At 72.7% G+C, this 14,572-nt stretch carries 13 protein-coding genes; 10 read left to right on the forward strand and 3 right to left on the reverse strand.

Translation table 11 applies throughout. The features are described from left to right. Nucleotides 1-76: 76 nt before the first annotated feature. The 8 genes from FB470_RS17315 to FB470_RS17350 all read left to right on the forward strand — a co-directional run bounded on the left by FB470_RS17315 (nucleotide 77) and on the right by FB470_RS17350 (nucleotide 9,295). Nucleotides 77-445 (forward strand): STAS domain-containing protein, encoded by a 369-nt coding sequence (locus FB470_RS17315; RefSeq protein WP_306992807.1) that lies wholly within the window; start codon nucleotides 77-79, stop codon nucleotides 443-445. A gap of 149 nt (nucleotides 446-594) precedes the next feature. Continuing rightward, complete coding sequence (locus FB470_RS17320; RefSeq protein WP_306992808.1) at nucleotides 595-1,029, forward strand: DUF6292 family protein; 435 nt, start codon at nucleotides 595-597, stop codon at nucleotides 1,027-1,029. Nucleotides 1,030-1,115: 86 nt separating this feature from the next. Next, complete coding sequence (locus FB470_RS17325; protein WP_306992810.1) at nucleotides 1,116-1,475, forward strand: STAS domain-containing protein; 360 nt, start codon at nucleotides 1,116-1,118, stop codon at nucleotides 1,473-1,475. Nucleotides 1,476-1,510: 35 nt separating this feature from the next. Continuing rightward, entirely contained in the window at nucleotides 1,511-5,518 is a 4,008-nt protein-coding gene (locus FB470_RS17330) for a SpoIIE family protein phosphatase (RefSeq protein ID WP_306992813.1), read from the forward strand. Nucleotides 5,519-6,118: 600 nt separating this feature from the next. Further along, nucleotides 6,119-6,922, forward strand: coding sequence for a helix-turn-helix domain-containing protein (locus tag FB470_RS17335; protein ID WP_306992815.1), 804 nt, complete (start codon nucleotides 6,119-6,121; stop codon nucleotides 6,920-6,922). Nucleotides 6,923-7,045: 123 nt separating this feature from the next. Then, nucleotides 7,046-7,945 (forward strand): sugar kinase, encoded by a 900-nt coding sequence (locus FB470_RS17340; RefSeq protein ID WP_306992817.1) that lies wholly within the window; start codon nucleotides 7,046-7,048, stop codon nucleotides 7,943-7,945. Further along, entirely contained in the window at nucleotides 7,945-8,700 is a 756-nt protein-coding gene (locus FB470_RS17345) for an IclR family transcriptional regulator (RefSeq protein ID WP_306992819.1), read from the forward strand. Before FB470_RS17340 ends, FB470_RS17345 begins: the two co-directional genes overlap by 1 nt. Next, a complete protein-coding gene (locus FB470_RS17350; protein WP_306992821.1) occupies nucleotides 8,687-9,295 on the forward strand; it encodes a bifunctional 4-hydroxy-2-oxoglutarate aldolase/2-dehydro-3-deoxy-phosphogluconate aldolase in 609 nt (202 codons plus the stop codon). The genes FB470_RS17345 and FB470_RS17350 overlap by 14 nt, the downstream gene beginning before the upstream one ends. Here the strand turns inward: FB470_RS17350 and FB470_RS17355 are convergent. After that, nucleotides 9,282-10,358: a carboxylate-amine ligase gene (locus FB470_RS17355; protein WP_306992823.1), complete on the reverse strand. Its 1,077-nt coding sequence runs from the start codon at nucleotides 10,356-10,358 to the stop codon at nucleotides 9,282-9,284. The two genes, FB470_RS17350 and FB470_RS17355, sit on opposite strands and share 14 nt — an antisense overlap. 156 nt (nucleotides 10,359-10,514) lie before the next feature. On the opposite strand from FB470_RS17355, the gene FB470_RS17360 reads away from it, so the two are divergent. Together FB470_RS17360 and FB470_RS17365 are read left to right on the forward strand one after the other, a co-directional pair. Next, nucleotides 10,515-11,528, forward strand: a complete 1,014-nt coding sequence (locus FB470_RS17360) for an NAD(P)/FAD-dependent oxidoreductase (RefSeq protein ID WP_306992825.1) — start codon at nucleotides 10,515-10,517, stop codon at nucleotides 11,526-11,528. Continuing rightward, complete coding sequence (locus tag FB470_RS17365; protein ID WP_306992827.1) at nucleotides 11,518-12,129, forward strand: SAM-dependent methyltransferase; 612 nt, start codon at nucleotides 11,518-11,520, stop codon at nucleotides 12,127-12,129. Before FB470_RS17360 ends, FB470_RS17365 begins: the two co-directional genes overlap by 11 nt. A 24-nt stretch (nucleotides 12,130-12,153) precedes the next feature. Here the strand turns inward: FB470_RS17365 and FB470_RS17370 are convergent, their stop codons facing one another. Then, the gene (locus FB470_RS17370; RefSeq protein ID WP_306992829.1) at nucleotides 12,154-13,089 is read right to left on the reverse strand and encodes a dihydrodipicolinate synthase family protein; all 936 of its coding nucleotides are present in this window, start codon (nucleotides 13,087-13,089) and stop codon (nucleotides 12,154-12,156) included. Beyond that, entirely contained in the window at nucleotides 13,079-14,524 is a 1,446-nt protein-coding gene (locus tag FB470_RS17375) for a sialate:H+ symport family MFS transporter (protein ID WP_306992831.1), read from the reverse strand. Before FB470_RS17375 ends, FB470_RS17370 begins: the two co-directional genes overlap by 11 nt. Between the last annotated feature and the right edge of the window lie 48 nt (nucleotides 14,525-14,572).

Below are 14,572 nucleotides of genomic sequence, written 5' to 3' on the forward strand. Positions count from 1 at the left end.
CAAACTTATTGCACACGGGCGCCGGGCGACAACCGGGGCCGAAGCCGAGGCCACGATTTTGGAGAGAGTTCGAACCATGACGACGGACGAAGGCGCCACCAGGTCGGCCACGGCTTCCGTGGTGCGCACGGAGAGCAGCGGGGACACCGGACGGGTGCTGCTGCTCGGCGAGATCGACCACGGAGCGGTGGACCAGCTGGACCAGGCCGTGGAGAAGTTGCTCGGATCCGGCGTGATCCACCTGGTGCTCGACTTCGAGGGCCTCAACTTCTTCGACTCCGCCTGCATCAGCGCCCTGATCAGGGCGAAGACGAGCGCCGAGGACCAGGGCGGCACCGTGAAGCTGGCCAACGTCGACCGCTACGCGCGGCGGATCCTGGACATCACCGGGCTGCTGGGCTCGTTCACCATCGAGGGGGAGGAGTCACCCAGCCCGAAGGCGTGACCATGCCCACGTGCACCCTCCGTGCAAATGGCAGGTTTGGCATTAGCGCACCCGGGGTAATACTGCCGTGCCAATGAGCGGTTTCGAACTCGTCAAGGGGCCGGTTTCCGGTTCCGGCGTCAAGCAGCGGCGCGGCATCGGATGACCAGGTGGGTGAAGTGCGAGGGCAGATGTACCTGGAATACGAGGACGCGCAGGCCCGGGGGCTGCGGCGGTACGTGCGGCTGGTGACCGAGGCGCTGGGCCTGGCGGGCAACGCCTACTTCGTGCAGATCGACCCGCCGCCGGCCAACGCCTACCTGGCGCTGGAACGGCGTCTGCCGGAGTTCCCGGACCGCGACGCCGCGCTCATCTGGAGCGAGGACACCGGGTGGTCCCTGGTGGTCGAATCCCATTGCGGTGAGGACCTGATCGTGTTGTCCTACCTCGGCACCGACATCCTGCCCGCGCCGCGGGTGGTGGCGCGGTTCGCCGAGGACCTGTGCGACGGCGTGACGACCGGTCTGCTCGATCCACCGGCGCCGGGTCCGGCGGACGTGCGGGAGAGGCTGGCCGCCTACGCCGCACCCGCGCTCGCGGGCTGACCGCCCGCCACGGACCGTGCCGACTTCCCGGTCCCGCATTAGGCTGACCGCAGCAGGTTGGCCCGTTGCGCGTCCGGGAGGTTCCGTTGCCCGAGGAAGTTTTCACGGTGCGTCACCGGGTGACCGGGGATGCGGTGGTGGTGACCGTGACCGGCGGCGTGGACCTGTGCTCCGCGCCCGCGATGATCAGCGAACTGGACCAGGCGCGGCGCGCCGCCCGCGCGCCGAGCCCGGTCGTCGTCGACCTGTCCCGGGTGGACTTCCTCGGCTCGGCCGGGCTGTCGCTGCTTGTTGAGGCCGAGCAGCGGTGCACGGAGGCGGGCACGCCCCTGCGGCTGGTGGCCTCCAGCCGGGTCGTGCTGCGCGCGCTGGAGGCAGCGGACCTGCGGCAGGTGTTCACGGTCTCGGACTCGGTCGAATGTGCCCTGGCCCAGGGTGAGGGCTGAAAAGGTCGATGGTTCAACCCACACGAGGATCCTCTTTGGACACCCTGGGGGAGATGGGCGCGATGATCGCCGGCCGGGACTGGTCGGCGAGCCCCCTCGGTCCGATCGGGACCTGGCCCGACGAACTGCACACCGCCTTGCGGCTGGCGCTGTCGTCCCGGTTCCCCATGCTGGTGTGGTGGGGCCCGGAACTGACGTCGTTCTACAACGACGCCTACCGGCCGGCGATGGGCGAGAAGCACCCGCGGTACCTCGGGCGCCCGGCGTCGGAGTGCTGGGCGGAGGCGTGGGCCGAACTCGGCCCCCTCGCGCGGCACGTGATGGCGGGCCGGGGCGCGACCTACTCCGAGAACCAGTTGCTCTTCCTGGACCGGCACAACTACCTGGAGGAGACCTACTGGACCTTCTCCTACAGCCCCATCAGCTCCGAGGCGGGCGACGTCCTGGGCATCCTGGTGGCGGTGCAGGACACGACGGTCCACGTGATCCGGCAGCGGCGGCTGGCGGTCCTCAGTGATCTCGGCGAGGTGTCCGCCGCCGCGTCGGTCGCGCACGCCGCGCGGTCCGCGGTCGCCGCGCTAAGCCGGCACGGTGCCGATCTGCCGTTCGCGCTGGCGTACCTGTTCGACGACCGGAAGGCGTCACTGGCCGCGTCCTACGGTGTCGGCCCGGGGGAACGCGCGGCGCCCGCCGTGCTCGAGCGCGGCGGGGATCCGGTGTGGCCGTTGTGGGACGGGGAAACCCGCGTCTGTTCCGGGCTGCGCTCGCGGTTCGGTCCGGACTTCGTGCAGCCGGTGGTGGTCGGGACAGCGGCGCCGGACGAAGCCGCGGTGCTGCCGTTGGTCGCGGCCGGGCGGCCCGAGCCGGCCGGCGCACTGGTGCTCGGCGTGTCGGCCTACCAGGCGCTCGACTCCGACTACCGGGCGTTCCTGGAACTCGTCGCCCGCCAGGTGTCCAGCGTCGTCACCGACGCGCTCGCCTACGAAAGCGAGCGGCGCCGGTCGGAGGCGCTGGCCGAACTGGACCGCGCCAAGAGCGAGTTCTTCGCCAACGTCAGCCACGAGTTCCGGACGCCGCTGACGCTGATCGCCGGCCCCGCCGAGGACGCGCTCGCCGACACCGAAGAGCCGCTCCCGCCCGGTCAGCGCGAACGGCTGGAACTGGTGCACCGCAACGCGGGACGGTTGCGGCGGCTGGTCAACGACCTGCTCGACTTCGCGAAGCTCGAGGCCGGGCGGCTGCAGCCGGACGCCGCGCCGCACGATCTCGCCGCGCTCACCACTGAGATCGCCGAGAGTTTCGCCCCGGCCGTGCGCCGCGCCGGCCTGCGGTTCGACGTCGACTGCCCGCCGCTGTCCCGCGCGGTGGCGGTGGATCCGGACATGTGGGAGAAGATCGTCCTCAACCTGCTGTCCAACGGGCTCAAGTACACGCGGGAAGGCGGCGTGGCGATCCGGCTGCGCGAGCGGGACGAACGGGCGGAACTGGTCGTCACCGACACCGGAGCCGGTATCGCGGCCGACGAGCTGCCGAAGCTGTTCCAGCGCTTCCACCGCGCGCGCGGCCGCGACGGCCGCTCGCACGAGGGCGCCGGGATCGGGCTCGCGCTGGTGCGGGAACTGGTGCGGCTGCACGACGGTTCCGTCGAGGTCGAATCCGTCGAGGGTGCCGGCAGCACGTTCACCGTGCGGCTGCCGTTGGCGTCGGTGCCCCCGCCCGGCACCAGCGGCTTCACGCTGTCCACCGCCGCGGTCTACCGCGACGAGGCGTTGCAGTGGCGCGTCGACGGCGTGACCGAGCCGGAGCCGGCGCCGGAGAACGGTCCCACCTTGCTGGTGGTCGAGGACAACACCGACCTGAGCCGGTTCATCGCGCGGCTGCTGCGCCCGATCGGGCGTGTCTTCACGGCGGCGGACGGCGTGGAGGGGCTGGAGCTGGCGCGACGGCACCGGCCGGATCTCGTGCTGTCCGACGTGATGATGCCGCGCCTGGACGGGATCGGCCTGCTGCGAGCGCTGCGCGCGGAACCGGCGACGAAGTCGGTCCCGGTCCTGTTCCTGTCGGCGCGGGCGGGCGTCGAGGCCGCGGTGTCGGGCCTGGAGGCGGGCGCCGACGACTACCTGCCGAAGCCGTTCTCCGGGGTCGAGTTGCTGGCGCGCGTGCGGGCGAACCTGGCGCTCGCCGCGTTGCGCCGCAGCGAGTCGGAGTTCCGCCGGGCGATGGTGGAATCGTTGCGGGAAGGCGTGTTCGTCGCCGACAGCGGCGGTGCGATCGTCGAGGTGAACGCGGCGTTCACGGCGATCACCGGGTACGGCGCGGACGACCTGCCGATGACCTGGCCGTACCCGTGGCTCGGGGCCGGGGCGGCCGGCGTCCCGGTCGAGGGCGTTGCGGCGCACCTCGGGGACGGCCAGGAGGCGTCGCTCGTCATCGAACGGCCGGACGGCGGCCAGGCCTGGGTCGCGCTCACCGTCACCCGCGTGGAAGACAGCTGGCTGGTGGGCACCCTCCGCGATGTGACGGTGGAGAAGAAGACGGCCGACCGGGAATCGGTGCTGGCCGCGTTCGCCGCCGACCTCGCCGCGGCGACCGACGTGTCCGAGGTGCTGCACGCGGGGGTCGCCGCGCTGCGGGCCATCCTCGATGCCACGCGCGTGGTGGCCGCGATCTGGCCGAGCGTGGAGACCGAAGGGCTCGTCGCCGGTGATCCGGCGACCGGTTCCTTCGACGAGCTGGACCCGCGGCTGTACGAACGGCTCGACGTGGCGCGGACGCAGCGGCCGGGGCAGATCTGGTCGTCCAGCACGGGTTTCGAGCTGGGTGCCACGCTGGGCGGTGACGACTCGGTGGTGTGGGCCGAACGTGAGAACCGGCCGCTGGGTGGTGAGGACCGGGCGCTGTTCGGCATGCTCGTGGCGCAGCTCGCGCAGGCGCTGGGCCGGGCGCGCAGCTACGACCAGGCCCGCGCGGTCGCGTTGACGCTGCAGCACGCCATCCTCGGTCCCACGGACCTGCCCAGCGGGTTCGCCGTCCGGTACGAGCCGGCGGTGCGGCCGCTGGAGGTGGGCGGCGATTGGTACGACGTGGCGCGGTTGCCGGACGGCCGGATCGCGGTGGTCGTCGGGGATTGCGTCGGGCGCGGGCTGGCCGCCGCGTCGGTCATGGGGCAGTTGCGCAGCGCCTGCAGCGCGTTGTTGTTGAGTTACGGTGATCCGGCGCGGGCGCTGGACCAGCTCGACGGGTTCGCACGGCAGATCCCCGGCGCTTTGTGCACGACCGTGTTCTGCGCGGTGGTCGATCCGGTCGCCGGTCTCGTGACGTATTCCAGCGCCGGGCATCCCTCGGCGGTGCTCAGCCACGCCGACGGGACCGACGAGTTGCTCGACCAGGCGTTGGCCGTGCCGCTGGCGGTGCGGCGGAAGCGGGACCGTCCGCGGGCGACGGTGCCGCTGCGGCCGGGGTCGGTGCTGCTCCTCTACACCGATGGTCTGGTGGAGCGTCACGGCCAGCCGATCGACGAGGCGATCGAGAACGCGCGGGTGACGCTGCGCGAGGTGGCGAGCCGTCGTCCCGGCGAGATCACCGAGCACCTGCTCGGCAAGCTGCTTCCGGCGGAGGGCCACAACGACGACGTGGCCGTGCTCGTGTACGTGCACCCGCCCGGCCCGTTGCGCCTGGAGCTGCCCGCGAAGCCGGGGAGCCTGGTCGAGATGCGGCGGGAGCTGCGGCGCTGGCTGGCGGAGACGAACGTGGACGACGACCCGGCGGCCGACGTGATCCTCGCGGTGGACGAGGCGTGCACGAACTCGATCGAGCACGCGTACCCCGACCGCGACGACGGCCGCCTGAAGCTCACCGCCACGGCCGACGACGAAGGCCTGGAAATCACCATCACCGACGACGGAAGCTGGCGGCCGCCACCCGCGGACCCCGGAATCCGCGGCCGGGGCCGCGACCTGATGCGAGCGTTGATGTCGGAGGTCGACATCAGCCCCGGGGAGACCGGCAGCACCGTCCGCCTGAGGCGAGCCTGGAAGTCCTGAGCCGCCAGCCCTGCCCAAAAGTGAGCTGGGTGGTCATCCCGTCGCCTGAGGCCGTCACATCACTGTGAGCCAGGCCCGCACCCTGCGCCGGGTCCGGCGGCCGAGAGACCAAAGCGTGCGGGCCTGGCTCACAGTGATAGGCCTCGATCAGGCGACGGGATGACCACCCAGCGACCACCCACCCAAGGCGAGCCGACAACGCTCCCCGGTCATCCCGGAGCCTGCCCGTCCGGCGAGGACATCTTTTGATCTTTTTCCTGACCTTCGGCCAGGGGCGCCTACGGCGCCGAACGGTCGCCTTGGGTGCCGACCTCCCCCGCCCCCTCCGGGTGGAGTGTTTTCGGTCGCCGAGCAGGCGTGTCAAGGCGGGAAAGAGTACCTTGACACGCCTGGTCGGCGACCAAAGGCGGGCTGGGGATCGGGGGCGGGGGAGGTCTGGTGACGTCGCACCTCGCCTCGCGTCGCCGGGTGTCTGGAGGGTGCGGGGAGGTCGCGCCTCGCCTGGCGTTGCCGGCTGGCGGTGGGCGGCACGCGCACCACGCTGATCGTCGACGACCTCGACAACCACTGACGCCGCGTCGTGTCTCTAAGCTCGGAGGTGTGGTGGAGCCGGTCGAGCGGGACAGTCGCGGGATCCTGCACCCGCGGGCCGGCCTGCGGCGGTTCGACCTGACCCGGTTCCCGCCGTCGCCCGCGGTGGGCCGGTTCGTGGACCGGTACTGGCTGGTGTCCTGGGACCTGGCGGAGCCGTACGAGCAGCACGTCCTCGTGCACCCGGTGGTGAACGTGGTATTCGAAGCGGCGGGCGGCCTGGTGCACGGCGTCCAGACGGAACGCTTCACGCGGCGGTTGTCCGGGCGGGGGCGGGCGCTGGGGGTGATGTTCCGCCCGGGCGGGTTCCGGCCGTTCCTGGGCCGGCCGGTCGCCACGATCACCGACCGAGTCACTCCGCTGGCCGAGTCGATCGCGGCGCTGGTCCCGGTGGAAACCGCCGTGATCTCGGCGCTCGCGGAGGGCGTCGAGGGCGCCGGGATCGCCGCGATGGTCGACGAGGCGCTCGCGGACGTGGTCCCGGCCGGTCGGGTGCCGTCGGAGGAGGCCACCGAGCTGGCGGAGCGCGCGGCGGCGGACCGCGACCTCCGGCGGGTCGAGGACCTGGCCGCCCGCGCCGGGATGAGTGTGCGCGGGTTGCAGCGGGCGTTCCACGAACACGTCGGCGTGAGCCCGAAGTGGGTGCTGAGGCGCTACCGGCTCTACGACGCGGCCGAACGCGCAGCGCGCGCGGAGTCGGTCGACTGGGCCGCGCTCGCGGCCGACCTGGGGTACGCCGACCAGGCGCACCTGACGCGCGAGTTCACCGCTGCGGTGGGCGAGCCGCCGGGGCGCTACGCGCGCCACTCCTGACCAGGCGAGGGCGGTTCGCCAGCCGATCCCTCCGGGGTGCGCGGCGGCCCAACGCCGGACACACAGCCCCTGCTATATTGCAATACAGGCAACATCATTGCAACATATGCAACGGAGGCGGGCGTGGACGTGCTGACCGTCGGGGAGACCATGGTGATGGTCACGCCGGAGGCCGGTGGCCGCCTCGGCACGGACGGCCGCTTCCTGCTCCGGCCGGGCGGGGCCGAGTCGAACGTCGCCGCGCTGCTCGCGCGGCTCGGGCACCACGCCGCGTGGGCGTCGGCGCTCGGGACGGATCCCCTGGGCGACCTCATCGTCCGCGACCTGGAACGCCACGGCGTCGACGTGTCCCTCGTCCGCCGCGACGAGCGCCGCCCGACCGCGGTCTACTTCAAGGATCCCACCCCGGACGGCACCCGCGTCTACTACTACCGCGCCGGCTCCGCCGCCTCCGCCATCACCACCACCGATGTCGGCGAGTGGACTGCCCACGCGCCGCGGCTCGTGCACGTTTCCGGTATCACCGCGGCCCTGTCCGCGCAGGCCCGCGAGGCCGCCCGCGCGCTCGTGCGCCGCCCGGGCCTGGTCAGCTTCGACGTCAACCACCGCGCCCAGCTCTGGTCCGGCGACGCCCCCGAGGTCCTCCTCGAGCTCGCCCAGGACGCCGACATCGTGTTCGTCGGCCGCGACGAGGCCGAAACCCTGTGGGGCACCGCGACCGCCGAGGACGTGCGCGGCCTGATCGACCGCCCGCAGTACCTCATCGTCAAGGACGCGGCCATCGAAGCCGTCGCCTTCACGCCCACCGGTGTCCACCGTGAACCGTCCACGAAGGTCACGGTCGTGGACGCCGTCGGCGCCGGGGACGCGTTCGCCGCGGGGTGGCTGAGCGGTTTCCTCGACGGCCGCGACGAACCGGCCCGCCTGCGCCTCGGCCACTACGCCGCCGCGCGCGTCCTCGAATCACCCTCGGACTTCGCCGAGCTCCCCCCGGCCGCCGAGATCGTCGCGGAGCTCGGCTGATGTCCCAGACCGTCGCCCGCGCCATCGACATCGTCGCGTTCGTGTCCCGGCGGCACCGCACTCTCGGCGAGATCGCCGACCACCTCGGCGTTCACAAGTCGACCGCGCTGCGGATCCTGCAGACCCTCGAGGACGGCGGGTTCGTGCGGCGCGTCCCGGACAACCGCTACGCGATGGGGTTCCAGCTGATCGCGTACGGGCAGCTCGCGCTGGACCAGGTCGAAGCCCGCGCGCTCGCCCGTCCGGTCCTGCAGGAGCTGAGCGAGCAGTCCGGGCACACCGTCCACTTCGCCGAGCTGGCCGGCGACCGGGTCGTCTACGTCGACAAGATCGACGGCCGGGGCAGCGTCGCGATGGGCTCGCGCATCGGCCTGCCCGCCATCACCCACACCGCCGGCGTCGCGAAAGCCATCCTCGCACACCGCCCCGACCGGTCGCGCTGGCTGTCCACATGCGACTTCCAACGGTTCACCCCCACCACGATCACCAGCCGCGACGCGCTGGAGGCCGAGCTGGACCGCGTGCGCGAACGCGGCTGGGCGGAGGACGACGGCGAGCACGAGGACTACCTGAACTGCGTGGCGCTGCCGGTGTTCGACGCCCGCGGCCAGGTGACGCACAGCCTGTCCGTCACCGCGCTGAAGACCGTCGCGCCGCTGGACGAGCTGCGCGCGCACCTCGACGAGTACCGGACCGCCGCCCACCGGGTCTCCCGGGCACTGGGCTGGGGAGGAGACGACCGTGGACGCCGCTGACTTCTTCGCCGCGCACCTCGACCGCAGCCCGGTCCTGGGCATCTTCCGCGGGCTCGATCCACAGGAGACCGTGGACATGTGCTCCCGCGCCTGGGAGTTCGGTGTGGAGCTGGTCGAGATCCCGGTGCAGACCCCGGACGCGATGCCGTCGCTGCGCGCCGCGGTCGAGGCGGCGGCCGAGCACGGCAAGAGCGTCGGCGCCGGAACGGTGACCACAGTGGACCAGCTCGTCGCGGTGCGGGAGATCGGCGCGGAGTTCACCGTCGCACCGGGACTGCACCCGGACGTGGTGGCGGAGTCGCGGCGCCTCGGCCTGCCGCACCTGCCCGGTGTGGCGACCGCGACCGAGATCGCCTCGGCGCTCGCGCAGGGATGCACCTGGCTGAAAGCGTTTCCCGCCAAGCAGCTCGGCGCGGGCTGGATCACCGCGCAGCTCGCGCCGTTCCCGTCCGTCCGCTTCGTCGCGACCGGTGGCGTCGACGCCACCAACGCCAGGGAATTCCTCGACGCGGGCTGCCGCGGGGTCGCGGTCGGTTCGGCGCTCGCGAACCCGGACACCCTCGCGCAGCTGAAGCAGGCGGTCAGCGCAGGCTGAGCAGGTCCACCACGTCGGTCAGCGACCCGGTCCGCGCGTAGGCGCGCCGCTGACGCTGGGCACCGTTGCCGTTCTCGCGCACCCAGGCCAGCGACTCCGTGACGAAGCCGAGGTCGCCGGTTTCGGCGAGTGCGTGGCGGACCCGTTCAACGAGTTGCGTGACCAGGGCCGGGGCCGGGGTCAGGCGGCCGGTCTCCGGGTGCAGCGCCGAACCGTCCAGTCCGTCGCGGGCGGCGCGCCACAGGTTGGCCCGCAGCACCTCACCCGGCACCGGTGGCGGCGGGTATTCCAGTTCGGACAGTCCGGTGAGGACCAGCCCGCGGGTCAGGACCGCCAGCAGGGCCGCCTCCCGCGCGGTCGCGGCGACGTCGCTGATCCGGAACTCCAGCGTCGGCCGCTTCTCCGAGAGCCGGATGTCCCAGTAGATCATGCCGCGGTCGAGCATCGCCCCCGATTCGAGCATCGCCGCCACGCGGGACTCGTACTCGTCGAGCGAGGCGAACAGCGGCGGCGGGCCCGCGGACGGCCACCGCGACCACAGGACGTGCCGCCAGCTGCTGTAGCGGGTGTCCTCCCCGCTGTCGATCGGCGAGTTCGCGGTCAGCGCGAGGAGCACCGGCAGCCACGGCCGGACGTGGTTGCTCACCCGCACGCCGGTGCTCCGGTCCGGGATCCGCACGTGGACGTGGCACCCGCAGGTCGTGCCGGTGCGCGCGATCAGGCCGAAGTGCTCGCCCATGCGCCGGTAGCGCGGAGTGGGGGTGATCGCCGGCGGGTGCTCCTCGGCCAGCAGCGGCGTGCCGGTGGCGACCAGCCGCAGACGCCGTTTCGCCGCTTCGCCGGCGAGCCGGCTGCGGAAGTGGGCGAGCTGGTCGGCGAGTTCCGCGGCGCCGTGGCACACCGACGTGGCGAGCTCGACCTGGCTGCGCGCGAGCTCGCGCTGCACGTCGCCCTCGGGCCGCTCGACCGCGTCGACGACCTCCGGCCCGCGGTCCGACAGCCGGCCACGCTCGTCGACGAGCAGGAACTCCTCCTCGACGCCGAACGTCGGTGTCTGGTCCAACCCGCACCCTCTCCTCGCTGGTGGCCGCTGTTTACCCCGCTGACGGGCGGTTCAAGCCGGCATGCGGCGGTTTTGCCATCTCCGCAAATCTTCTTGTCACTTTGTCCCGCACGCGCGGATAGTCGGCTGCGGGACTCCGAGCGGAGGGAAGACAGGGTGAACGAGACCTACGATGTCGTCGTGGTGGGTGGCGGTGCGGCCGGGCTCGCCGGCGCGCTGGCGCTGGCGCGGGCGCGCCGGTCGGTGCTGGTCGTCGACGCGGGGGAGCCGCGCAACGCGCGCGCCGGGCACGTGCACAACTACCTGGCCCGGGAGGGCACGCCGCCGGCCGAGCTGGTCGCGATCGGGCGCGACGAGGTGACCGCGTACGGGGGTGAGATCGTCCGGGGGACCGTGACGACGGCCGTCCGGACCGGCGACGGGTTCGCGCTGACGCTGGACGGCCGGCAGATCGTCCGCGCGCGCCGCCTGCTCGTCACGACCGGGCTGGCCGACGAGCTGCCCGACATCGAGGGCGTCGCCGAGCGGTTCGGGCGGGACGTGTTGCACTGCCCGTACTGCCACGGCTGGGAGGTGCGCGACCAGGCGATCGGCGTCGTCGGCGGGAACCCGATGGCCGTGCACGCCAGCCTGTTGTGGCGGCAGCTGAGCGAAGACGTGACGCTGTTCCGGCACCGCGCGCCCGAGTTGACCGGCGAGCAGCGCGAGGAGCTGGCCGCCCGCGGGATCCGCGTGGTCGAGGGCGAGGTCGCCGCCGTGGAGGTCACCGGTGACCGGCTGACCGGGGTGCGGATGCGCTCCGGCGAGGTCGTGCCGCGGCAGGCCGTCGTCGTCGCGCCGCGGTTCACCGCGCGGGCCGGGCTGCTCACCGGTCTCGGGCTGGAGGTGACCGAGCAGGTCCTGCAGGGGCACGTCATGGGCACGTTCGTCGCGGCGGACCCGGCCGGCGCCACCGCGGTGCCGGGCGTGTGGGTCGCCGGGAACGTCGCCAACGTCAGCGCACAGGTGATCGTGTCCGCGGCCGGCGGGATGACGGCCGGCGCGGCGATCAACGCCGACCTCGTCGCCGAGGACACCGGGCGGGCGGTGGCGGCCCACCGGGCCGGGCCGTTCGCGGGTGAACGTGCGGTCGGCGAGCTCGTGATGGGAGACCGGCGTCATGGGATCTGAGGAGTACGGCGCGGAGTTCTGGGAGGACCGGTACCGCTCGCAGACGTCCGTCTGGAGTGGACGTCCGAACGCGCAGCTCGTCGCGGAGGTGGCGGACCTCCGGCCGGGACACGCACTGGACGTCGGAGCCGGTGAGGGCGCCGACAGCTGCTGGCTCGCCGAGCAGGGCTGGCGGGTCACGGCCCTGGATCACGCCGGCACGGCTCTGCGACGCGGGGCCGAGCACGCGGCACAGGCCGGGGTGGCGGACCGGATCGACTGGGTGCGGGCCGACGTGCGGAACTGGGATCCGGGCGACCGGCGCTTCGACCTGATCTCGGCGCAGTTCCTGCACCTGCGCCACGCCGAACTGCGCGCGATGACCACGCGGCTCGCCGGGGCCGTCGAGCCGGGCGGCCGCCTGCTCCTCGTGCAGCACGATCTGCGCGACGGGACCCACCGCGAGCACCTGGCGGACCGGTTCGTCCCGGCGGCGGAGATCGCGACCTGGCTGCCCCCGGGGTGGACCGTCGAGGTCGACGAGGTCCGGCCTCGCACGGTCACCGGCCCCGACGGGAACCCCATGACCATCCACGACGCGGTGTTCCGCGCGCGGCGCTAGGCCGGCGAGCGCAGGACACCGGCGTCAGTGATCGCGTACCCGGCCCAGCCCCGCCTCGGTCAGGATCGTTTCGATCACGGACAGTTCCGCGTCGTCCAGCGGGTGCAGCGGCGCGTTCGTCGCCGGGTGGTCGATGACCCCGCGCCAGGCCAGCGCCGCCTTGAACGAGCCCAGCGCGCCCGCGGTGAAGCCGATCCGGCGCAGGTCCGCGACGGTGGTGATCCGGAACAGCGCGGCCAGCCGGTCCTGTTCCGCCTTCGCCGCGGCGAAATCGCCGTCGCGGGCCGCCCGGTACAGGCGCACGTACCCGTGCGGGTCCACGTTGCCGAGCCCGGGCACGAGACCGGCGGCACCCAGCGACATCGCGGTGTCCGCCAGCACCTCGGAGCCGGTCAGGGCGGGCAGATCGGTGCGCCGCAGCACTTCCCGGAACGTCGCGAGGTCGCCGCTGGAGTCCTTGAGCGCGACGATCGCCTTGGACTCGGCCAGTTCGGTGACGATGTCGGGCGTCAGCCGGGTCCGCACGGCGGACGGGATGTCGTAGGCGACCACCGGCACGTCGACCGCCGCGTGCACCCGCCGGAAGTGGGTGACCACCTCGGCGGGATGGGGTTCGACGTAGAACGGGGCGGTCACCACGACGGCGTCCGCGCCGAGTGCCGCGGCCTGCCGCGCGTGCTCGACGACCCGCCTGGTGCCGGTGTCGACGGCGCCCGCGAGCACCGGCACGGCCCCGGCGACGGTGCCGACCGTGACCTCCAGAACGGCCCGCCGCTGCTCGGTGTCCAGCAGCGCGATTTCACCGCTGGAGCCGCCGACGAACACGCCGTCCACACCGGCGTCGAGCTGGAACGCCAGCAGCCGTTCGAGCGAGCGGCGGTCCACTTCGCCGTGTTCGTCCAGCGGCGTGACGAGCGGGGGGACGACACCGTGCGGGTCGAAGGTGGTGTCAGAAACCACTGACGGCTTTCCTTTCGTGCGGCGCCAGCGCGGGCGCGTCGGAGTCGATCTTGAGGGCGCGGCCGATGCGCGCGGGCACGTCGAGGCCGATCACGAGCGCGACGACGACGGTGAGCGACCCGGCGAGGACCATGAGCGCGGTCCCGAGGCTGCCGATGTCCGCGGCGATCGCGGCGCCGGCCAACGGTGCGACCGCGCCGCCGAGCGCGCCGACGTTGTAGGTGAACCCGAGCCCGGCGGCGCGCAGCCGCGTCGGGAAGTGGTCGCCGACGTACTTCGGCAGCAGTCCGGAGATGCCCTGACTGGTGGCCTGCATGGCGAACAGCAGCACCCACAGCAGCACCACGTTGTCCGACGGCAGGGCGAACACGGGGAACACGAACGCCAGCGACACGAACAACCCGAGGACGTAGGTGGGCCGCGTGCCGAGCTTGTCGCCGATGACGCCGGCCAGGCACGTGCCCGCCGCGTAGCCGAGCCCGGCCCAGGTCAGCGCGTTCGACACCTGGCCCGGGCTGAAACCCAGCTCGGACTTGAGGTAGCTGGGCAGCAGCGACTGGATCGGCCAGGAGTAGAGGAAGGCGCAGAACACCGTCAGCATCACCGCGATCATCACCGGCCAGAGCCGCCCGGCGAGCTGCATCGCGAACCCGGCGAGGCCGAGCACGGTCACCGCGACGAGGTACGGCGCCGCGCCGTGCGCCAGGCCGGTGAAGATCAGCACGAGCGCGGCGGACACCACCGCGGCCAGCACCGCGTTCGGCAGGCGGCGCCGCGGCGCGAACAGCACCGACGAGGTGGTCACGTCGTCCTTGCCGGCGACCTCGGCCTCCCATTCGGCGGCCTCGGGCAGCGACCGGCGCAGGTACAGGGTGAGCGCGACCGGGACGATGCCCACGTAGAACAGCCAGCGCCAGCCGCCCGCGGGCACGATGACCTCGTAGGCGAGCGCGGCGACGACCGTGCCGATGGGGTAGGCCGACAGCAGGAAGCCGGTGGCGCGGTTGCGCATCGACTTCGGCCACGACTCCATGACGTAGGTGGCGCTCGACCCGTACTCGCCCGCCATGCCGATGCCCACCAGCGCGCGGAAGACGAACAGCGACCAGTAACCCCACGCGAAGCCGCACAGCCCGCTGCCGACCGAGAACGCCACGATCGCGACGATCATCGCCGGTTTGCGGCCGTACCGGTCGCCGACGGCGCCGAGCACGAGCCCGCCCAGCCAGCGGGACACGAAGGCCGCGGACACCAGCGTCGCGGCCTTGGTGAGGCTCAGGTCGAACTCGTCGGCGATCTCGGTGAGGATCAGCGTGATCAGGATGAAGTCGAAGCCGTCGAGCAGGTAGCCGAGCCAGGCGGCGAAGAACGCCCTGCGCTGGGCTCCGGACAGCTGCCGGAACGACCCCGGGGTGGTGGGCGGCGGCGTTGCCATGGACTGGACCTTCCGTGATGATGGACGTAGGATGTCCTACGTCAAGGC

The sequence above is a fragment of the Amycolatopsis thermophila genome, assembly GCF_030814215.1.
GTDB classification, from domain to species: Bacteria; Actinomycetota; Actinomycetes; order Mycobacteriales; family Pseudonocardiaceae; genus Amycolatopsis_E; species Amycolatopsis_E thermophila.